Annotated in this window: 20 protein-coding genes; 3 read left to right on the top strand and 17 right to left on the bottom strand. The window is 44.7% G+C overall.

Features of this window, described 5'->3' with window-relative positions:
* Positions 1–33 precede the first annotated feature (33 nt).
* The 11 genes from BMW45_RS18160 to BMW45_RS18110 form a co-directional block, all read right to left on the bottom strand.
* Positions 34–1,326, bottom strand: a complete 1,293-nt coding sequence (locus BMW45_RS18160; protein WP_092247286.1) for an O-antigen polymerase — start codon at positions 1,324–1,326, stop codon at positions 34–36.
* Between the two features lie 99 nt (positions 1,327–1,425).
* Complete coding sequence (gene ptsP / locus BMW45_RS18155; protein ID WP_092247284.1) at positions 1,426–3,141, bottom strand: phosphoenolpyruvate--protein phosphotransferase; 1,716 nt, start codon at positions 3,139–3,141, stop codon at positions 1,426–1,428.
* Positions 3,142–3,175: 34 nt separating this feature from the next.
* Complete coding sequence (locus tag BMW45_RS18150) at positions 3,176–3,439, bottom strand: HPr family phosphocarrier protein (protein ID WP_025232049.1); 264 nt, start codon at positions 3,437–3,439, stop codon at positions 3,176–3,178.
* Between the two features lie 37 nt (positions 3,440–3,476).
* Entirely contained in the window at positions 3,477–4,781 is a 1,305-nt protein-coding gene (locus BMW45_RS18145; protein WP_092247281.1) for a CdaR family protein, read from the bottom strand.
* Positions 4,759–5,631, bottom strand: coding sequence for a diadenylate cyclase CdaA (cdaA, locus tag BMW45_RS18140; protein WP_092251114.1), 873 nt, complete (start codon positions 5,629–5,631; stop codon positions 4,759–4,761). Before cdaA ends, BMW45_RS18145 begins: the two co-directional genes overlap by 23 nt.
* A 23-nt stretch (positions 5,632–5,654) precedes the next feature.
* The gene (locus BMW45_RS18135) at positions 5,655–6,602 is read right to left on the bottom strand and encodes an ABC transporter permease (RefSeq protein WP_092247278.1); all 948 of its coding nucleotides are present in this window, start codon (positions 6,600–6,602) and stop codon (positions 5,655–5,657) included.
* Positions 6,599–7,027, bottom strand: a complete 429-nt coding sequence (locus BMW45_RS18130; protein WP_092247275.1) for a hypothetical protein — start codon at positions 7,025–7,027, stop codon at positions 6,599–6,601. Before BMW45_RS18130 ends, BMW45_RS18135 begins: the two co-directional genes overlap by 4 nt.
* A gap of 192 nt (positions 7,028–7,219) precedes the next feature.
* Positions 7,220–8,431: an ABC transporter permease gene (locus BMW45_RS18125; protein ID WP_092247272.1), complete on the bottom strand. Its 1,212-nt coding sequence runs from the start codon at positions 8,429–8,431 to the stop codon at positions 7,220–7,222.
* A 14-nt stretch (positions 8,432–8,445) separates the two neighbouring features.
* Positions 8,446–9,654, bottom strand: coding sequence for an ABC transporter permease (locus BMW45_RS18120; protein WP_092247269.1), 1,209 nt, complete (start codon positions 9,652–9,654; stop codon positions 8,446–8,448).
* The gene (locus tag BMW45_RS18115; protein WP_092247266.1) at positions 9,648–10,439 is read right to left on the bottom strand and encodes an ABC transporter ATP-binding protein; all 792 of its coding nucleotides are present in this window, start codon (positions 10,437–10,439) and stop codon (positions 9,648–9,650) included. Before BMW45_RS18115 ends, BMW45_RS18120 begins: the two co-directional genes overlap by 7 nt.
* A 12-nt stretch (positions 10,440–10,451) precedes the next feature.
* Positions 10,452–11,834, bottom strand: a complete 1,383-nt coding sequence (locus tag BMW45_RS18110; protein ID WP_092247263.1) for an efflux RND transporter periplasmic adaptor subunit — start codon at positions 11,832–11,834, stop codon at positions 10,452–10,454.
* Between the two features lie 275 nt (positions 11,835–12,109).
* Between BMW45_RS18110 and BMW45_RS18105 the strand changes: the two genes are divergently transcribed.
* Entirely contained in the window at positions 12,110–12,772 is a 663-nt protein-coding gene (locus BMW45_RS18105) for a superoxide dismutase (RefSeq protein ID WP_092247260.1), read from the top strand.
* 290 nt (positions 12,773–13,062) lie between these two features.
* On the top strand, positions 13,063–13,899 hold the full coding sequence (gene larE / locus BMW45_RS18100) for an ATP-dependent sacrificial sulfur transferase LarE (protein ID WP_207649105.1): 837 nt from the start codon (positions 13,063–13,065) through the stop codon (positions 13,897–13,899).
* Between the two features lie 159 nt (positions 13,900–14,058).
* Here larE and BMW45_RS18095 read toward each other — a convergent pair whose 3' ends face one another.
* Positions 14,059–14,451 carry a pyridoxamine 5'-phosphate oxidase family protein gene (locus BMW45_RS18095; protein ID WP_025232031.1) on the bottom strand — a complete coding sequence of 131 codons (393 nt, stop codon included), beginning with the start codon at positions 14,449–14,451 and terminating at the stop codon, positions 14,059–14,061.
* A 143-nt stretch (positions 14,452–14,594) separates the two neighbouring features.
* On the opposite strand from BMW45_RS18095, the gene BMW45_RS18090 reads away from it, so the two are divergent.
* Positions 14,595–15,017: a winged helix-turn-helix transcriptional regulator gene (locus BMW45_RS18090; RefSeq protein ID WP_054789796.1), complete on the top strand. Its 423-nt coding sequence runs from the start codon at positions 14,595–14,597 to the stop codon at positions 15,015–15,017.
* A gap of 100 nt (positions 15,018–15,117) precedes the next feature.
* Here BMW45_RS18090 and BMW45_RS18085 read toward each other — a convergent pair whose 3' ends face one another.
* The 5 genes from BMW45_RS18085 to BMW45_RS18065 form a co-directional block, all read right to left on the bottom strand.
* Positions 15,118–16,290: an efflux RND transporter periplasmic adaptor subunit gene (locus BMW45_RS18085; RefSeq protein WP_092247254.1), complete on the bottom strand. Its 1,173-nt coding sequence runs from the start codon at positions 16,288–16,290 to the stop codon at positions 15,118–15,120.
* 26 nt (positions 16,291–16,316) lie between these two features.
* The gene (locus BMW45_RS18080; protein ID WP_092247251.1) at positions 16,317–16,997 is read right to left on the bottom strand and encodes an efflux RND transporter periplasmic adaptor subunit; all 681 of its coding nucleotides are present in this window, start codon (positions 16,995–16,997) and stop codon (positions 16,317–16,319) included.
* Positions 16,998–17,016: 19 nt separating this feature from the next.
* On the bottom strand, positions 17,017–18,852 hold the full coding sequence (locus BMW45_RS18075) for an ABC transporter ATP-binding protein (RefSeq protein WP_092247248.1): 1,836 nt from the start codon (positions 18,850–18,852) through the stop codon (positions 17,017–17,019).
* Positions 18,849–20,579, bottom strand: coding sequence for an ABC transporter ATP-binding protein (locus tag BMW45_RS18070; RefSeq protein ID WP_330390810.1), 1,731 nt, complete (start codon positions 20,577–20,579; stop codon positions 18,849–18,851). The genes BMW45_RS18075 and BMW45_RS18070 overlap by 4 nt, the downstream gene beginning before the upstream one ends.
* A gap of 107 nt (positions 20,580–20,686) precedes the next feature.
* Positions 20,687–21,175, bottom strand: a complete 489-nt coding sequence (locus BMW45_RS18065; protein WP_092247243.1) for a MarR family winged helix-turn-helix transcriptional regulator — start codon at positions 21,173–21,175, stop codon at positions 20,687–20,689.
* Positions 21,176–21,341 lie beyond the last annotated feature (166 nt).

The raw sequence follows: 21,341 nt of genomic DNA, 5'->3' as shown, positions 1-21,341 counted from the left end.
TTTTCCAGGAGCTTTTTTTATTTATCATCCACGTCATCCATGTCTTCCATTGTTCTTCCACGAACAGAAAACGAATAAAAACCCTGTCATCACAAAATAAAACCAGGTGGAGGGATTGCTGAACCAGGTCGTGAAAAAAGAAAGGATCATATACATGGCAAATTGGGCATAGAACAGATAGCCGATGGGATTTCGGATACGCTTTACCATCTTCACCAGGAAAAACGCAACTCCGCCAAGAATACATCCAAAAAGCAGGACACCCACGATTCCAAAATCATAAAAGGAATCATAAAACAGGGTAACCGTAGTCAATTCCTCTTTTGTCACATAGATGGGAAAATCCACAAGAGCCGGGACAAGGAATTTAAGCCCTGTAAGCGCCCATAAGGGAAAGAGCATCCGAAGACCAAAGGTATGAGACGGAAGCCACTCCACCAGACAGTTGAAATTGTCGTAGTTGTTCGCAATGTACATATAAGGCTGGGTGATAAATATGGGCATCTGGCTGTTTTTCATCTGAAAAATACCATTTAAATAGGAGACATCATGACCTCTTGCAATGGTGAGGATCACATAAATGGGAATCATACCGATCGCCAGGCCCACCCCATAAGTGATCTTCAGCCTGTGCTCCATCGCAATATAGGTGAGAACTGCCAATCCCACAGAAAGGATCAGCTGGAACCTGGACACACATAAAATCGGAATCAAACATGCGATAACGTCCATAAGTATGGCCAGAATCAGCCTTAAGCCGTTTCTCCCTTGTTCTATGCAAAAATAAAGGACCGACAACGCAGGCACCAGTACACAGGATACAGTGAAATAGTGAATTCCTGTTATATGGAACGTAGAGTAAGCATGGGGCACTCCTTTTACAAAGAAGGGGATGAATCCCAGTACCGCCGCCTCAACGATAAAGCCGGCAAGGGATACAAAGGTGACAAAAACCATAGATAGAAACAGAGGCCTTTCATAGCCTTTAAAACTGAACCAGCTGGAACGCTGCCCTCCTGATTCTCCCTGCAGCTTTGCAAAAAATTCAAAGGTGACCCAGAATCCCAGGAATGCAACCAGAAAGCAGAGCCACGTAATAATATTCCAGTCAAAAGAAAGCTCCGAGAGCTTAAAACAGGCGATGCCTTCTCCTCCTACCCAGAACAGAGAAAACAATCCCCTCAAATGAATGATATTCTCGGTTCGGCGGTAATCCCGCCAATACAGGAAAAGAGCTGCCAGTATTAATATAATACCAGACAGCCAATAGAAACCTGCTCTTGCAAATAAAAAAGACGCTCCATAGCTGATCAGATAAACACTCATCACAAAATATCCCCTTTTGCAAATAATAGAAACGCCGTCTTATATGGAAAAAGGCAGCCGCCGCCCTAGCGACAGCCGCACTTCCCCTTTGGTCGTCCATTATATATGACTAATAAACTCTCTCATGTAATCTTCTACCTCTTTTACAGTGGAATAGGACATTGCCTTTTCTGCCACTGCCTGTAAATCCTTAATGCTGTAGCCGGTGATCAGCTTTCTGGCGTTTAAGATAGCCGACGCACTCATGCTGAATTCATTTAAGCCAAATGCCAGAAGCAGAGGGATGATCATGGGATCGCTGGCAGCCTCCCCGCACATTCCAACCATAATTCCTTCTCTGCGTCCGCATTCAATGACATGGCGGATGCTTCTTAATACTGCAGGATTTAACGGGGAATATAAGTAGGATACCTTATCATTTCCCCTGTCCACGGACATGGTGTACTGGGTCAGGTCATTGGTTCCGATGCTGAAGAAATCAACTTCCTTTGCAAATGCATCCGCCATCAAAGAAGCGGCAGCTGTCTCCACCATGATTCCCACCTGTATGTCCTTTTTATATGCTATTCCCTTTTCATCAAATTCTTTCTTAAGCTCCTCGACAAGTGCCTTTGCTTCCCTGAACTCTTCCAGACAGGTCACCATGGGAACCATGATGCGGATGTTCCCGAACGCGCTGGCTCTTAAAAGGGCCCGCAGCTGAGGCTTATACACATCTTCCTTCCGGTCCAGGCAGAAACGGATCGCTCTGTATCCTAAAAATGGATTTTCGTCCTTTTCAAGGCCCATGTATGGGATTTCCTTGTCTCCACCGATATCCAGAGTCCGGATAATCACGGGCTTGCCGTTCATAGCAACCGCAACCTTCCGGTAAGCTTCATACTGCTCGTCCTCTGTTGGCATTGATGTACGGTCCATAAACAAAAATTCTGTACGGAACAGTCCGATTCCTTCCCCATCATAATGTAGAACCTTTTCCACATCCTCAGGCTTTCCGATATTGGCTACCAATTCAATGGTCGTGCCATCCTTTGTCACAGTAGGCTTTCCGATGTATTGCTCCAGTTCCTTCTTTTCCTTTAAAAAGGCTTCTCTTTTTACGGAATACTCCGCTTTTAACGAATCTTCCGGCTTTACGATGACAATTCCCTGAGAACCATCCAGTATCATATCATCTCCATCGGATACCTGGCCTAAAAATCCCTCAATGGCAACCACTGCAGGAATTTCCAAGGCTCTTGCAAGAATTGCACTGTGGGATGTTTTTCCTCCCAGTTCTGTGACAATACCTACTACCTTTTCCGGATTGATCCCGGCTGTCATGGAAGGTGTTAAATCTCTTGCTACAATCACACTTCCTTCCGGCAGAGCGGAAATATCCACAGAGCTTACCCCCATAAGTATCTTCTGCACACGGGTTTTGATATCGTGCATGTCCGTTGCTCTCTGCTGCATGAGCTCGTCTCCCATAGAAGCAAACATATCGGCATAAGTATTGCATACATTTTCAACCGCATATTCGCTGTTAACCTTCTCCCCTGTTATGGAATTTTCGATCTCACCTGTGAGCATTGGATCGGAAAGGAGCAATAAATGACCATTTAAAATCTCCGCTTCCTTCTCTCCCACTTTAGTTGCCAGATCCTGTGCCAGAAGGCCTGTCTCTTCCATGGCCTGTTTGACTGCTGCCTGAAAGCGGGCCTTTTCAGCCTCCGGATCCGTTATTGCCTCTTTCCTGATCTTAAGTTCTGCTTCTTCCACGTTAACGGCCTTCCCAATACCGATTCCCGCAGATGCACTTGTTCCTTTAAACATAATTAGCCTCCTTATTAATTACTAGATCATTAATCTATTCGCCAAGACCCTCTTCAACAGCCTTGACCATGGTTGCCAGAGCTTCCTCCTCATCTGCTCCCTCACAGACAAAAGTAATCTCATCCCCGCTTTTTACGCAGGCACCCAATACGCTAAGCACGCTTTTCGCATTGGCGGTGGTGTTCTTAAATCGAAAACTCACCGAAGAATTAAAGTTCATGGCTTCCTTACAAAGAATCCCCGCCGGCCTTAGGTGCAGGCCGGTAGGATTCTTTATAACAACTTTAGCACTAACCATACTGAATTCCCTCCCTCCATTCCTTCATCAAACGTTCTCATTGTGACTCAGGCACTTCCGCAGAAGTGGCTGTAGTACTTTCATCCGTTCCGGGTCCAGGATTCTTATGGGTTACCGTCACATTGAAAGGTGTATAACCAACCACTTCAAATCCTCCTGAAACCTCAAATGTCACCATTCCGGCATGAGGGCCAGCCTCCTGGTCCGTTACGTCAAGAACTGCATTCAAGTTCGTTTCCGTCAATGCATCCAAATCTGCTTTGAGCCCTTTTACCGTAACATCAGAAGTTTCTTTATCAAAACTGTAATCGTAATCAGCTTCTGCACCTTTTTTATCCAGATTCTTCAGTTTTAAAGTGAATACCCTGGTAGTCAATGGTTCTACCTTCAGCTTCACGGTTACATTCTTATATTCTTCCCCTGCAATAGAGGTGTTTGGCGGCAGATACTGGCTTAAATCCAGCTGAACCACCTTATCAGAGGTGGCGCCGTCAATATTCAGCTTATCAGAAGAAACAGATAAGCTGGTCAAGGAGGCAAGAAGGGAATTCGTACCTACCACCGGCACGGATTTAAAGTTAGATTCCAATCCCGTATACCGGTATCCTTTTGCCACTTCCCCTGAAACCTCGAAATTGATCGTGAGATTTTTTGCCTTTAGCACAGATACCGTATATTCGATCTCATGCCTGTTGACAGTTACCTTATTTTCCAGTTCCGGCATCTTGTTGCCGTTGGCATCGTAAAAGACCGGATTAGCCACTCCCTTTATATCCGCATTGGCATTATCCACATCAATTTCGATTCCCATATGGTTGATCTGGCCGATCTGGGATTCAGGACCTTCCACTGTCACATAATCCGGTGACAGGGTGATCATTCCCAGTTCATACCCGTCCTCCTGGCTTCCTTTGGTCTGAACCTGAAGATCAAACTTCTTGCGCTGAAGCTCTTCCGTTCTGATCCGCATCACCATTGGCTTAGCCGTAATGGTATCGCTCTTTACAAGGTTTTCTTTATCTTTATTAATTTCCACCGTGATTGGAATGGCTCCAGTTACGTTATAGTCCTTTAAATCAACATAGGCATGAAAATCCGAAGCCCTCAACAGGGAACGGTCTCTTGTTCTCACCTGATAACTGACTGTTACCGAATCCTTTCCCATATTTTCATAGGTTAAATTTGCAGCCTCCAGCACGTCCTCATTGCGCGCCTCCACCGGAACTATCTGGGAATCGTCAATGATGGGATTGGAAATGTTGACAATAGCCATCCATACTGCAAAGGCAAGCACCAGAGACGAGAGCTTCAGTCCAAGATTATTTAACAGCTTTTCCTTCATTCTTACGCCTTCCCTTCAAAATCCTGAATCTGCTTCCTTCCTCCTGCGCCTGTTTTACACCTGCAAGGACTGACCGGAGCATATCAGCATCTGTAATCTTTCTAAGACCGCCTTCCAGGGCCACCGTCACACGCCCGGTTTCTTCCGATACCACAATGGTAATGCTGTCGCTCACTTCACTGACACCTACTGCGGCCCTGTGTCTTGTACCCAGTTCCTTGCTGATGCTCATATTATCGGACAGAGGCAGGTAACAGGTAGCCGCTGCAACACGGTTTCCCCGGATTACCACCGCTCCGTCGTGAAGCGGTGTATTATGCTCAAAGATGTTGATAATAAGCTGGCTGCTTACAACTCCACCTACTTCTATTCCAGTTCGTTCGATCTCCTTTAAAGAATCCACTCGTTCGATTACCATGAGCGCTCCGGTCTTGACTTTTGCCATCTCAAAAGTAGCCTTTACCACCTCGTTGATGGTTTTATCCGTAAAAGCGGAATTATCCCGGCCGTCATCAAAGGTGAGAATTCCCGTAAAGGGATTCTTGCTTCCTAACTGCTCCAGAGCCTTCCGAAGCTCCGGCTGAAAGATCACAATCGCCATGGTAACAGCCGGCGTAGCAATTTTATTGAGAATCCAAAAAATATTATCCAACCGGAATACATATGCAAAGAGATAGAAAAGAAGGATCACAATAATTCCCTTTAATAATGTCCATGCTCTTGTATTCATGATCCAGGTCAGCAGCTCATACAGCAGAACGGCTATGATAATAATTTCAACTAAGTTTGTTTTCGATATTCTGGGCAGGAACGATACCCAGGAGTACATTCCGTCTAAAAAATCTGCTATTGTCTCCACCTCCCTTTATTTTCCTACCTCTGCGGCCTTTGGAGCTTTCTGGCATTGATTTTCTGAACTTTCACGTCAGGCGCGCTGACTGTCAGTTTAGGAACTGCCTTGACGTAATAATAATAATCATCATCTTCAAATTGTACGTATTCTGTCCTGGAATAATCCACTGCAAAGACAAAAAATGTATAAATCCCTGCAATTACGATGGAAAACAGGATTCCTACCAGGAGTCCGATAACCGATACCGATACATCTGCAACGATATCTCCCACAAAAATTACACCAAGCTGTGCAATGGTACCTGCCACAATGGCAATGATCCAGGAATAATCCATGGATAAGCTACGGGTAACCGCCACCACTACAAGAGAAAGGGCAAACGCCGTAACCATCACAAGCATCAGCTTATTAGACAGCAGAACCTTCATGAGCTGCATGAATTTAACGATTTCATCCACCGACATATCGTTGGTCAGCACTCCTGCATTCTGCTTCACATATAAAAGCGTATAATAAATAAATACACCGCAGCTTACCGGTATCACAGATATGGCGCTCCCTGAAAGCCCTACGATCAAAGGGATCGCATAAGGGATCTTTAACAGGAAAAATACCGGGGTCAGCACCAGCAGATAACTGTCACCCGGCTGGAATCCGTAATAAAGAAGTCCTGCCACCACAATAAAAACAGCCATGACCAGAGTGATCTCAAGGGAAATTCCCGACAGATGGGCAAGCATAAAGCATGCCGCCAGAAAGGAGATGGCTCCATAGGGCAAAAAAGAGCATACCAGAGCCAGTACTAATGGAATGTATGGCTCCGTTAGCTTTGTCATAAAGCCAATATTCTTATTCATCAGAGAAAACGCCAGGAGACTGAATAGAAATTTGATCACAGGCGTTATATAAATTTCATACCTGGCATAAAACTCTTTCAATCGTTCTTTAAATACAAGAAGGCTCATCATGATGTTCGTCCTCCCTTAGTTCTTTTTAAAGGTCTGGTATTTCCCTCATACCGCTTGTCCAGCCTTTTTAATTTTGCCAAATATACCTTTGTACCACGGCTGGCATATTCGTATCGCTTCATATATACAGCAGCACTGATTCCCAGGTAAATGATCAGTCCAACGAGATAGATCAGTCCAATTCGCATCCCGGCCGCCGTCAGGCCCTTTAACTCCATGGTACCCAGCAACTGTTCCATATCATATAATTCCCATAAAACCAGACATAAAACAAAGCTCAGGGTGTAGCTGAAAAAAGAACGGAACAGCTTACTGCTGATGTAATCACTTTTAAAGTACCGGTTGATGGGAAATATCCTTTTTCCTTCGTGTTTTTCAAACATTGCAAGGCTGGTCATGATCTTTATTTTCTCTTCACTAAGCATATAGTTCCCTCACTAAACCATAAGATATCACCCTATTATATCATAGAACCTTTTACTTTGCGAGCCGTTTACGGAATTTTTATTATTTTATATCATTTCTGGTATATCATGAATGATTTCAGCAAAGTCAGAAGACTGCGGGACGCCGCTGTTATGAATGAAAGAGCGCAGCGGATGTGCTGCGCTCTTTTATTATTCATACCTCAGTGCGTCAATAGGATCAGCCTTTGCCGCCTTGGAAGCAGGATAAATACCAAAAAATAAGCCTACCAAAGCTGAAAATCCCACTGCTATCAGGATGACAGACGGCTTTATGACCACCTTCATGCCAAACAGTGCTCCTCCTGCTAACACAAGCCCCCCGCCGACGCCGACACCCAGGATTCCTCCCAGGGCGGAAAGTATGGCGGATTCCGTTAAAAACTGGATCAAAACATCCTTTGTTTTAGCACCTAAAGCCTTACGAATCCCTATTTCCCGGGTCCGTTCCGTAACGGATACCAGCATGATGTTCATGATTCCGATCCCTCCAACTAATAGGGAGATGGCTGCGATTCCGCCTACAGCAGCAGATAAGCCGCCCATTATGGTGTCCGCACTTCCCATTTCACTGGACACCGAATAGAAGGTGATATCTTCCTTGCTCCGGTTCTTGTTCTTTGCCAGATAGGAAGTGAACATTTCAGAAAATGCATTCATGTCAGTTCCTTCTTTTGCATAGAGACGCAGACCGTAAATGTTGTCATTGGGCCAGGTTAATAAAGAATCCGGTACATATCCGGCCCTGGTAGCGTTGGTTCCCGCCATCATCGCCTCAAAGGGATTTAAGTCCTCTCTGTAGACTCCCACTACATTATAATCGTCCGTATTGCCATAAATAGTGGTGCGGAATGTCTTTCCCACTGCATTTTCCGTGCCAAAAAGCTCTTTTGCTCCCTTTGCCTCCAGTACAACATTATTCTTTCTTCCTTTTACATCGGCTTCGTTTATATTACGGCCATAGATAATATTGATCTTCTGGACCTGAGGATAATTGGAGAAAATACCTTCAAACTGGTACTTGACTTTATTGCGGCCGACAACGGCCTCTGCTTTTGTGCTGGCATTGCTGTCTATGTAACTGATTTCATCTCCGAACACTTCTTTCAGCCGGTCCATTTCATCAAGAGTAAAGTAGTCGCTATCCCTCATATCCCCGCCGTCCTTTGGCCAGACGTAGACATAGGCAAGGGTAACTCCCGCATTCTTATAGAGATCAGATACCATGAACCGCATGGTATCACCAATGGACACGATGGCAATTACAGACCCAATGCCTATAATGATTCCAAGCATGGTCAGAAAGGACCGCATCTTGTTCGCCTTAATGGCATGAATTGCCATACTCATATTTTCCAGCAGCATGATGTTCTCCCCTCCTATTCATATCTTAACGCTTCAATGGGATCCTTTTTAGCTGCCTTGGAAGCCGGATAAAGACCAAAGAAAATACCCACAAGAGCCGAGAAGCCAACAGCCATGATCACTACGGCTGGCCTGACGACCACAGTCATCTGAAAGGCGGCTCCTCCTGCTTTCACGAGACCTACTCCAAGAAAGATGCCGATAATCCCTCCGCAGGCCGACATAAAAGCAGACTCCGTTAAAAACTGGATCATGATGTCTCCTGTCCTCGCGCCCAGGGCCTTTCGGATCCCGATCTCCCTCGTCCGCTCTGTGACAGAAACCATCATAATATTCATGATTCCGATTCCGCCTACCAGCAAAGAGATGGCAGCAATTCCACCTACCGCTGCCGCCATGGCAGAAAGGCCGGTATTCACGCTACCCATTTGCTCTACCACTGACATGGTCCGGATCTCCGATTCCGGACGGCCCTTTAATTTTGCAACGTACCGGGTGAGTTCTGCAAGGAATGCTTTCATATCTACTCCATCCCGGACATAAAAATTCAGATCCTGAAAGTAATCATTGGATTTTGTGAGAACTGTATATGGCAGAAATCCTGACTGCGTCTGCCCGTTTCCCAAAAGCATGGCCATCATGGGAGAAATATCCTTATGATAGACTCCCACAACCATGTATTCCTGAGTGTCCTTATTTATGGTCATGCGGAAGGTTCTGCCCACGCAGTCCGCCGTACCGAACAGCTGCACTGCCCCCTTATCCTCCAGGACCACGTGATTTGCCGCCCCTTTGATATCCGCAGTATTGAGGGCTCTGCCGTAAATAATATCCAGCGGCTGCACATCGGAATAATTGGAGTCAATTCCCTGGAACTGATACTTAACCTTTCTGCGCCCATTGACGGCCTCTGCCTCGGTGTTGGCATCGCTGTCAATATACTGAATTTTATCCTGGTATACTTCCCTGACCCGGTCCATCTCATCCCGGGTAAAATAATCCGTCATGCGGAAATCTGTTACATCCCAGGATACCATGATAACGGCCCGGTTAAAGCCCACATCCTTATAGGCATCGGAAAACAGGTTTTTCATACTGTCACCTACAGATACAATAGCAATTACTGCTCCAATACCAATGATGATTCCCAGCATGGTCAAAAAGGACCTCATTTTATTGGACCGTATGGCGTGAAGCGCCATACTCATATTTTCTATCAGCATGGCGCCCCCTCTTTCTCCGTATTAGCAGCCTCCTCCTGTCCCTGACTTTTAGGGACATTGGGTAAATCGCTGACCAGCTGCCCATCCCGAAACCGTATGATACGCCCTGCAAATGCAGCAATATTCTCTTCATGGGTTACTAACACCACAGTGGCGCCTTCCCGGTGAAGCTGGGAGAACAGCTCCATGATCTCCACGGAGGAAGCGGTATCCAGATTGCCCGTAGGTTCGTCAGCCATAATGAGAGGCGGCTCATTGGCCAAAGCCCTGGCGATGGCTACTCTCTGCCGCTGTCCGCCGGACAGCTCATTGGGCATATGTTCGTATCTTTGTCCAAGACCCACCCGTTCCAAAAGCATTATGGCACGTTCTTCCCTTGTTTTTTTGGAAATATGGGCATAAGTCATGGGAAGTTCCACATTCTTTAAGGCAGAAGTCCTTGCAATTAAGTTAAAGGACTGGAATACAAATCCTATCTTGCGGTTTCTGATTGCCGATAAGTCATCAGCAGAAAGTTCTGCCGTATCAATGCCGTCAAGATAATAATGTCCCATGGTGGGCCGGTCCAGGCATCCCAATATATTCATAAGCGTTGATTTTCCCGAGCCGGACTGCCCCATGATGGCTACAAACTCTCCTCGTTTAATGGTTAAGTTCACCCGCTTTAACCCCAGTACTTTAATGGATCCGGTATCATAAACCTTCACCACATCCACCAGCTTTATCAAATCTTCCCGAACATTCTCTGTTACACAAGCGGGAAGTTTCTCTTTCTTTTTCCACATACTGCCTCCCCCTTACTGAACGGTTGGAATCACGGTTACTGTCATTCCTTCTGTAAGCATGGAGGACGGAGCATCGATTACCTGCAGCCCTTCTGTTAAGGCCCCTTCTTCCTCTGGAATGACTTCCGCCTGGATGTCACTCTCCACCCCGGTTTTCACCGGAATGAATGATACGGTGTTATCCTTTACACAAGCGATCGCTATGCTGCCATCCGGCTGCTGGACAACAGCGGAAATCGGGACAACCCATACATTTTCCACTTTTTGAAGCTCTATTTTCGCCTTGGCAGTAATGCCTGCGATCAGCCGGGTGTTCTGATCAATGATCCGTATGGTGGTCGGGATGACTCTCTCCGTGGAACCATTCCCCTTCTCTTCACCGGTTGGTGATATGGCGGTGACCTCACCTCTTGCGGTTTCACCGCTTAAAATATCGGCGCTGATTTCCACCGGCTGCCCGATGGCTACCTTTCCGATGGAATACTCGCTGACATTGATCTTCATCTCCAGTACATCCAGGTTGTTGATAATGAACATGGGTTTGTCATCGTCGGTTTTATCCGCAAAGCGGCCTACCTTGCAGTTAACTCTTACTACGGTTCCTGCAATGGGGCTGGTAACTTTGGTATTCGTAAGCGCTTCCTTCTTCTGTTCCAGTTCAAAGGCCTCTTTCTCGATCTGCAGGGCATAGGACTCATTTGCCACAGGTCTTCCGTTCTTTAATGTATATGTACTTACTTCCCTCTGTGCGTCGTTCATGGTATTAGAAGCAGCTTCAAGCTCCACCTGGGAAGCGCTTCCTCCCTGGTAAAGAGCCAGTGTCCGGTTATAATTGGCCTTGGCTGTTTCATAATCCTGCTTTGCCTTTGCATATCCGTTCTCTGCTTCCAGCTGCTTATCCTGATAGGTGCTGACAGCCAGATCATAGGCGTTCTGGGCAATGTCCACTTCTTTTTTTGCGTCCTTGTCATCAAGTAATGCCAGAACCTGCCCTTTTTCTACCCTGTCCCCTTCCTTTACCGGAAGCTCCAGGATCTCCGCATGAAGATTGGATACCACTTCCACGCTGTCCGTTCCCTGGACGGGGCCGCTGACTGAGAGCATATCAACCACCTCTCCCTTGGCCAGAGGTGAAACGGTTACCGGTAATGCTACGCCGCTGCCCCCTGCAAGTACTTTAAAGGCAATAAAAAAGGCCCCAATGGCCGCTGCTCCAATGGTTATGATCTTTCTCTTTTTGCTCCACTTTTTTCTTGAGCCTTTCTTTTTCTTCTTTTTGCCGGTATTTTCCTCTTCCATAAGATTTTCTAACTCTTTATCAAAGGCTTCATCAGACATTTGCTCCATTTCTGTAGTTTCGTCTGTTTCTTCCACTTTGCTCTTAAATCTATTCATGCCCGTTTCCCTCCTGTGCTTGACACTTCTTTTTTCTTTATTATAGCGGGCTGATATAACTTTTTTAAGTATAAAATTCTTATTATTTTCTAAACTTTTCCACTTTCCGGAACTTCTTCCAGGATGGACGCCAAAAACAACGGGGAAACAAGGAAAGTTATCCACTAATTATCAGACAAACATTAAAATAAAAAAATAACAAATTAATTTTTACCCTCACATGCTTATATTTTCTGAATATAATTATACAAATGACAGAAATAGGAAACTATCGAATGAACGAGCATTATCCATTTGTAAATCCTCCCCTTCCATATGCTTACGATGCACTGGAGCCGTGCATCGACGCTCTGACCATGTGTCTCCATCATGACAGGCACTTACAAACCTATGTGAACAACCTTAACGAAACCTTAAAAGACTGTCCGGACCTGCATAACTGGTCACTGGAAAGGCTGCTCTGCAATGTAGACTGTCTGAAAAAAGATATTCGGCGGTCCATTCGGAATAACGGAGGCGGCGTTTTCAATCATATCTTTTATTTTAACGGCATCTCAAACTCCGAAACACGCTGTCAGGCTGGAAAACTCTATGATGCAATTGTGGCCGAATTCGGGTGTGTAGAGGCTTTTTTTTATGAGTTTAAAGAAAAGGCACTGTCTGTTTTTGGTTCCGGATATGCATGGCTGGCTGTAGACCAAGACTGCAAGCTTCAAATCATAACTACAGCAAATCAGGATACTCCTATTGTCCAAAACCTTTGTCCGGTACTTACTATAGACGTTTGGGAACATGCCTATTACTTAATGCATTACAATGACCGGGAAGCATACATTCAGAACTGGTTCAATGTGGTGGACTGGGAGTGTGCCAATATGCATTACATGGAATGCCTGGAATGCTTTGAATGCAATGAATGCAATAAATGCCGGAACTAAATCCCCGGCCTCCTTCTTCCCCATTGGGGGACGGAACGTTTTTATCAGCATTTCTCTGGCCCATAGATTGACATATTCTTATGCTTGTAGTAAAATAATGGAAATTCATATCATGAAGGTATGATTGCAATTCTTTCAATAAAAGCAAACGGATGCCATGAAGGTATCTTGCGTGACAGCAGTAACGCAAGTGTCTTTTGGCATCTTTTTTATTTTGTGGAGAATAAGAGATTTTACATAACCGGATCCCAAACTGCCTAACAGCTCAATAATCAGGAGGATAAAGAATCATGGAGGCAAAACAAAAACACGAAAAACTAAAAGGTTATCTGCAGGATTTAGGAAGTGTTGCAATCGCGTTTTCCAGCGGTGTCGATTCTACGTTCTTATTAAAATGCGCTCATGATGTTTTGGGCAATAAGGTCATAGCCGTTACAGCCCGCTCATGCTCTTTCCCAAAGAGAGAGCTTGACGAAGCAGCCGCTTTTTGCAAAAAAGAAGGGATTGCTCATATCATATGCGATTCTGAAGAACTTGAGATAGACGGGTTTTCTAAAAACCCCACAAACCGCTGTTATCTTTGCAAACAGGAATTGTTCACAAAAATCTGGAAGGTCGCAAAAGAACACGGGATCGCCCATGTCGCCGAAGGCTCTAATATGGATGATAACGGTGACTATCGTCCCGGTTTGATTGCAGTTGCGGAGCTGGACGTAAAAAGCCCTTTGCGCTATGCAGAATTGAGCAAACAAGAAATCCGGCAGCTTTCAAAAGAAATGGAATTGCCGACATGGAATAAGCAATCCTTTGCCTGCCTTTCCTCCCGTTTCCCTTATGGTGAGGAAATTAACAACCCGCGTTTAACAATGATCGATAAAGCAGAGCAGTTTCTTTTAGATATGGGCTTTCGCCAGGTGCGGGTCCGCTATCACGGCAAGCTTGCGCGAATCGAAACAGACGCGGATGGATTCTCTATCATGCTTTCCCCTGACAACCGCGAAAAAATCCATTGCGCGTTTAAAGAAATTGGATTTACATATATTACCTTGGATTTATTGGGCTACCGTACCGGGAGTATGAACGAAATGCTTAAAGACGATATAATAGAAGCCGGTAAGCATATGTGATTAAAAACGGTGTTAGTCCAGTCTCCCCAAAAAATCTCCGGAAGCAAAAAAACACCGCCTTGTGCACGCCCGGTCAATTTGCAGTCAGGCATGCACGAAGCGGTATCTTGGATGGTTCCATTGACCATAAGGCCACGGCAATTCGGGCAGGTAGTTTCGTTAAAATTGAATGACCTTTGGCTCATCCGTAAAAGAAGAGATCGTTGCGGTTGCATTTTTAAGATAAAAAACCTCGGTATTGCCATCATCAGCCCCATAATTTTTCTTCAGAATGGGGTAAGCATCCAGCATATGCTGCCTTGCTTCCACCCTGTCATCCTCAATAGCAGCAGCTTCTATGCGGATCCACTTCCCATCAGCCATACCGGAAATTTCAATTTTCGGGTTGGCATGAATCTGCTTTGATACTTTTTTCACCTTGCCGGTTTGAATATAAAGTTTGTCTTCAAATATGTCCACTGTGCCAAATGGGCGGACCCTTGGCTGGTCGCCATCCATGGTTGCAATATAATATGTTTCACACTTTTTTAAAAATTCATAAACTTCTTTCACTCACTTATCCTCCATGTTCGTAGGGATTGACTGCTGTTTTTCTTTGCTATATAATAGTACGACAATAAGATATGCTTTACAAGTAGGCATATGATTATGACATAGTCATAAAAATATGACTATCAGAAAAGGAGCGGAATTTGATGTCAGATAAATTTGATGCAAACAAATTATGTCCCGTAAATGTAACGCAGAATTTATTGATGGGCAAATGGAAATTAACTATTTTATGGATCGTCAGCCGCAAAACAAGACGGTTTGGTGAGCTGCAAAAGCTTATACCCGATGTGTCCCGCGGGGTCCTGGTGCAGCAACTGAAAGAATTGGAACGAGATAATCTCATTCATAGAGAAGTATATAAGGAAGTGCCGCCAAAAGTAGAGTATTCCATAACGGGCATTGGGGAGAGCTTTATTCCCGTAATGACTCAAATTATGGAGTGGGGTGCATCATACATAAATAAAACGACCACCTGCAATGTTGATATCTGCATCGCCAATAACTTTCCCTGTTCTAAATGTCATGAAATGTTAAATCTTGAGAAGGATTCCATTGAGGATTTATAATAATTCGTCTATAAACTGACACCGCCTTGTACATGCATGCTTAACTGGCCAGGCATATACAAGGCGGTGCTTTTATTATGTTCTTTTACCCGATTCCAGCTTACTTTACAGTCAGTACATGAACCTTTTTTCCGTCTTCCAAAGGACTGCTGCTCTGCATTACCACTTCATCCCCTTCGGACAATCCCTGGGATACCTCATAATAAGCGTTCTTTTTCTTCCCCTCTGTGACTGCCGTCTTTTCCACAGTTCCACTTGAAACCTTATAAACGAAAGACCCGGAATCATCAGACTGGATGCACTTTGCCGGAATGTATACAGAAGTATTTTCCTTATTATCGGACACCCTTAGATCCGCCGTCATGCCGATATAGCTGACCTTGCTTGCCTCTTCCAGCTGTACGGTTACCGTGAACATCCCTGTGGAAGCATTGCTGACTGCAGATATCTCGGAGATCGTTCCCTGGCAGCTCTCACCCAATGACTGAAGGCTGACATTCATAGGCATTCCTGTTTTCAGCTGGTCAATGTCCATATCGGCCACCTGAATCTTCACCTTCTTGCCGCTCTCGTCAATCACCGCCATGGCCTTAACCTGCGGGGAAACCATTTGACCAACTTCCACATAAACATTTGTTATCATTCCGGATAAGGGTGATGTAACCGTGCAGTCATCATATTTTTTCTGCACAATATCCAGTGCAGCCCTGGCGCTGTCCATCTGGGCCTTTGTGACCTCATAATTGCCTGTCTGCCCGTTTCTTGCCGCCTGAAGCTGTACGGACGCCGAATCCATCTGCGCTTTGGCACCCTCATATTCTGCCTGGGAAATAGCTCCGCCGGAATATAAGGCTTCCATCCGGCTAAAATTATCTCTGGCTGTATTAAAGGCAATTTCCGCCGGCCTTACGCTTGTATTTTGCTGGCTTGCCTTCTCTGCATTTTTAAAAGCGGCTTCTGCTGCCTGGTAGCCTGCCTTTGCCTGTTCCAGCTGAAGCCCTGCATCCTGATTATCTACCTGGAACAAAACGTCTCCTGCATTTATATGATCCCCTTGCTTTACCGGGATCTCTATAATTTTTCCATTGCTGTTTGGCATCACGTCAACACTGCTGAGTGCTTCCACGGTTCCCTGCCACACCATGGTGGACAAATCCTTACCTGATTTCGCTACCGCTACGGTTACCTCAGTCTGTTTACTCTCTCCCGCACATCCGGTAAGAAGGCCCACCAGCATTGCCGTCGCCATAAAACCTGTGATCAATTTTCTCATCTTTTCCGACCTCCTGTAAGCCCTTTTCATTTCAGATGTATTTTAACAGATGCATTCATCCCAAAAACAAGGGGAAGATCTTCTTCGTTTTCAATCGTCACCTTAATTGGTATCAGCTGCGTCACTTTTGTATATTCCCCGCTGGTGTTAAAGCTCATATTACCGGAAAAATAGGTTTGAGTGGCCGGGTCGATCTCCGTCACCTGCCCCTTAAAGGTTTTTCCGGGATATGCATCGATTTTCACATCCACCCGCTGTCCTAAGTGAACCTTCATGATATCTGTTTCTTCCACATTTACCCCTATGTATAGATTTGAGGTATCGGCTACCTGCGCCAGTTCTGATCCCAGAGCCACCGTCTGATTCACGGCTCCGTCATTTTTTACCACAGTTCCTGTAATGGGGGAACTAATGTAAGGAAGAACCTCCTGCCGCCCCATCACCTGATCCTGCTCTACTAAATCCCCATTTTCCACATCCCATGATAAAAGCTTACCACTTGCTACTGCTTTTATGGAATACAGCTTTGCCGTTACTTTTGCATTATCGGTTTTAAAGTAAGAGACACTGGAATCATAGATATAATATCCGACTCCGCATCCGGCAAGCACCAGTATGATCAGCAGGGGAGCTAAGATCTTTTTTAGTTTTCCTATTCCTGTCTTTATTTCCTGATCCTCAATATTAATATGTTTGTTTTCCTGCATATTTTTTCTCTCCATTCTATTATTGATCTGCAAACTGACTTTGGTACAGATCTGCATAAAAGCCTTTCTTTTCCAACAACGATTCATGATTACCCTGTTCTATGATATCGCCGTCCTTCATTACCAGAATCAAGTCTGCATCCCGAATGGTGGAAAGGCGGTGGGCGATTACAAAGCTGGTTCTGCCCTGCATTAATTTACCCATGGCCTTTTGGATCAAGACTTCTGTTCTTGTATCAATGGAACTGGTTGCTTCATCCAGTATCAAGATCTTTGGATCCGCTAAAATCGTCCTGGCAATCGTCAAAAGCTGCTTTTGCCCCTGGGATAAGTTACTGGATTCCTCGTTGATCACCATGTGATAGCCACCCGGCAATGACCGGATGAATTCATCACAGTGAGCCGCTTTTGCCGCCTCTATGACTTCTTCATCTGTCTTATCAAAATTTCCATACCGGATATTATCCATAACGGTTGCATTATAAAGCCATGTCTCCTGAAGCACCATACCGAACATGGATCGTAAGTACCCTCTTGTAAAATCCAGGGTGTCATGACCGTCGATCAAAATATGACCGGAATTTAATTCGTAAAATCTCATCAGCAATTTCACCACCGTTGTTTTACCCGCTCCAGTGGGACCTACGATGGCGACCATCTGGCCGGCATTTATGGCGGAAGAGAAATCGTGGATGATCATTGTATTGGGCGAATAACCAAAATTAACGTTTTTAAATTCCACATTTCCCTGGATCTCCTGCAGCTGGATCGGCGCCTCGTTTTCCGGCACCTCATCCTGCTCATCTAAAAACTCAAATACACGCTCAGCTGCTGCTGCTGTGGACTGCAGTGTATTAGATACGTTGGCAATCTGGGAAATGGGCTGCATAAAGGACCTCATGTATTGGATAAATGCCTGAACGTCTCCAATCTCGATTACCTTTTCTACCGTTAAATATCCGCCTAATAAACAGACACCGACATAGCCTAAGTTGCTGACAAAGGTCATGATGGGCATCATCATACCGGATAAAAACTGGGATTTCCAGGCTGACCCATATAATTTGTGGTTGATGGTCCGGAATTTTTCAATTGCTTCCTGTTCTCCGTTAAATATCTGAACCACATTATGGCCGCTGTAAATTTCTTCAATATGGCCGTTTAAGTATCCAAGGCTCTCCTGCTGCTTCTGGAAATATTTCTGGGATTTCTTTACCACACCCATAATCAGGCCCATGGAAACGAAAAGGACCAAAACAGCCACCAAGGTCATCCGGATGCTGATGGATATCATCATGATCACGATTCCCACCAGTGTAGTCACTGAGGTGATGATCTGGGTCAAACTCTGATTCAATGTCTGGCTCACCGTATCCACATCATTGGTGATCCTTGATAAAATCTCACCATGAGTTCTTGTATCATAATAATTAAGGGGAAGACGGTTCATTTTCTCTGAAATATTTTTCCTGAGCTCATAAGTGACCTTCATGCTGATGCCGGACATGATATAACTCTGCAAGTAAGAAAATGCAGCTGATATCAGATAAAGCACAACCAAAAGCAGCAGACGGTTTCGGATATACCGGAAATCCGTCAATAATCCGGTCCCCATCGCCCAGGCAATCAGGCCTTCAAACAGCTTTGTCGTGGCCTTTCCTAAAATCTTTGGTCCTGCAATGGAAAATACGGAGGAACAGCTGGCAAAAAGAATTACGATAAATACAGAGTTTTTATATGGCTTTAAATAATTGACCAAGTGCAGCATGGTTCCTTTAAAGTCCTTTGCACTTTCCGGTTTATGCATTCCGCCTCCTGGGCCCATGGGGGAACTGGATGGTTTTTTCTCTGTCATTTCAATTCCTCCTCGCTAAGCTGTGACAATGCAATCTCCCGGTAAACCTCACAGGTTTTCATCAGTTCCCGGTGAGTTCCTTTTCCGGCAATCCTTCCATGCTCCAAAACAATGATCTGGTCTGCATTCATGATTGTACTGATGCGCTGAGCCACCAAAAAGATCGCGCTGTCACCGGTTTTTTCACGAAGGGCCGCCCGAAGCTTTGCATCTGTTTTAAAATCCAGAGCGGAAAAGCTGTCATCAAATACGTTAACAGGAGCTCTTTTTACAAGTGCCCGGGCAATGGAAAGACGCTGTTTTTGTCCGCCGGATACATTTCCTCCTCCCTGGGCAATGGAGGACTCTAAGCCATCCGCCTTGGAATGGATAAATTCTGTAGCCTGAGCTGTTTGTGCAGCCTCTTCTATCTGTTCCTTGGTGGCCTTCCGGTCTCCATACATCAGGTTGCTTTCAATTGTCCCTGAAAATAGGATCCCTTTTTGGGGAACAAATCCGATTATCCCCCGTAATTGGTGAATGGGCCAATCCTTGATATTTATTCCGTCAATCAGGATTTCTCCTGACGTCACATCATAGAATCTGGGAAGTAAGTTCACTAATGTGCTTTTTCCGCTTCCCGTAGCGCCGATAAATGCCGTGGTACGTCCCGGCATTGCCGTAAACGTAATGTTATGTAACACATCCTCATCTGCATCCGGATACCGGAACGATACATCCCGGTATTCCACAACCCCTTTGGGAGATTTAGGAATATCAGCCGCAACCATGGGATCTGCAATGGAGGCCTCCGTCTGAAGCACTTCAACAACACGCCTGATGGAAACGATCGCTCTCGGGATCATAATAAACATCATGGTCATCATCAAAAATGCCATGATGATCTGCATAACGTACTGCATATAAGCCATCATATCTCCCACCTCCATACGGAAGGAGGATACTGCCTTTGACCCTACCCATATGATCAGAAGATTGGTCAGATTCATAATCAGCATCATGGCCGGCATCATACCGGAGGTGACTCTATTGACAAACAAATTTGTCTCAGTCAGCCTTGCATTCACCTTTTCAAACCGTTTTTCCTCAAAACGCTGGGTGTTAAATGCCCTGATCACCAGTGTTCCTTCCAGGCTTTCTCTTACTACCAGGTTTAATCGGTCAATGAGCTTTTGAACAAATTGAAAACTTGGCATAACAACCGCAAGCATACTAAAAACCACTACTAACAATAACGCCACGGAAAGTGCAATAATCCATGACATTGATTTGTTTTTGTCCAGTGCATGGATCACGCCTCCAACTCCCATGATCGGAGCGTAAAATACAATTCGGATCACCATAACAATCAACTGCTGGATCTGGGTAATATCGTTTGTTGTCCTTGTGATCAGGGAAGAGGTAGAGTATTTTTCCAGCTCTGTATTGGAAAAGCTCTCTATCTTCGCGAAAATGTCCTGGCGCAAATCCCGACTGACACCGGCCGCAATTCTGGCGGCGATGAAACCTACTAAAATCGTACAACAGGCACTAATAAGGGCAATGCCTAACATTTGAAATCCCACTTTCAGAATGTAAGAGGTGTTGCCCGTTGTAATTCCTTTATTTACAATATCAGACATGAAATCAGGAAGTGATAAGTCACAAGTAGCCTGACTATATAACAGTGCTACAGACACTGCTAAAAATAAAATATATGGTTTAAAATACCGAAAAAATATTTTCACATTTATTCCCTCCTTTCCTTTCATCTCTAATACTTTCTTTCAAACGTTTTGTAGATCTGTCTGTCTTTTCTAAATCTGTCTTTATCCTCTGCAATCTACTTTATTCCTCACATATCCTTTTCTTTCATCAGTAAATCCACTTCTTTTTCCATTAGTTCTGTAAACTTTTTCCATAATTCAATTAATTTACATGCATCCTCTTCTCCCATTCCAATAACTACCCGCTCCAGAAGGTCACTCATACCTCCCGAGCACTTCTTCCATAGTTTTTCTCCATTTTCCGTTAAGGAAACACAGATATTTCTGCGGCTTTTGGGATCTATTTCTCTGTATATCAAGCCCCTTTCCTCCAGTGAATTCAGCATCCGGGATGTTGCTGACAATGCAATATTCATCCTCTTGGCCAAATCAGATACATGAATCCCCTTCTTTTCCGGATTCTCATTCATACCGGTCCATATTTGATGCAGTGCAAAGAATTCGCTGCGCGTGACGCCTTCCGGAATACAGTTTCTATGGAGGCTTTGCTTTCTTCCCATCATCATCGCTAATTCCGTTTTAAACTTCTTTATGTACTCTTCCTGTCCATCCTTCACTATAAAACCCCCCTATTTTCTTCACTTAACAATGTTAACAATTTTCAATGTTTATCATTCTACATCCGATTAAACGATGTGTCAATTATTTTTTCGTTAAGATTCGGCACATTACTGGTAATTCATCCAGTACAAGCCAGAGACAAAAAATCATAGGCACATTGTG

The sequence above is a fragment of the Lacrimispora sphenoides genome (assembly GCF_900105215.1).
Classification (GTDB): Bacteria; Bacillota; Clostridia; order Lachnospirales; family Lachnospiraceae; genus Lacrimispora; species Lacrimispora sphenoides_A.
The sequence above is the reverse complement of the archived record's forward strand: the minus strand, read 5'-3'. Positions and strand labels throughout refer to the sequence as shown.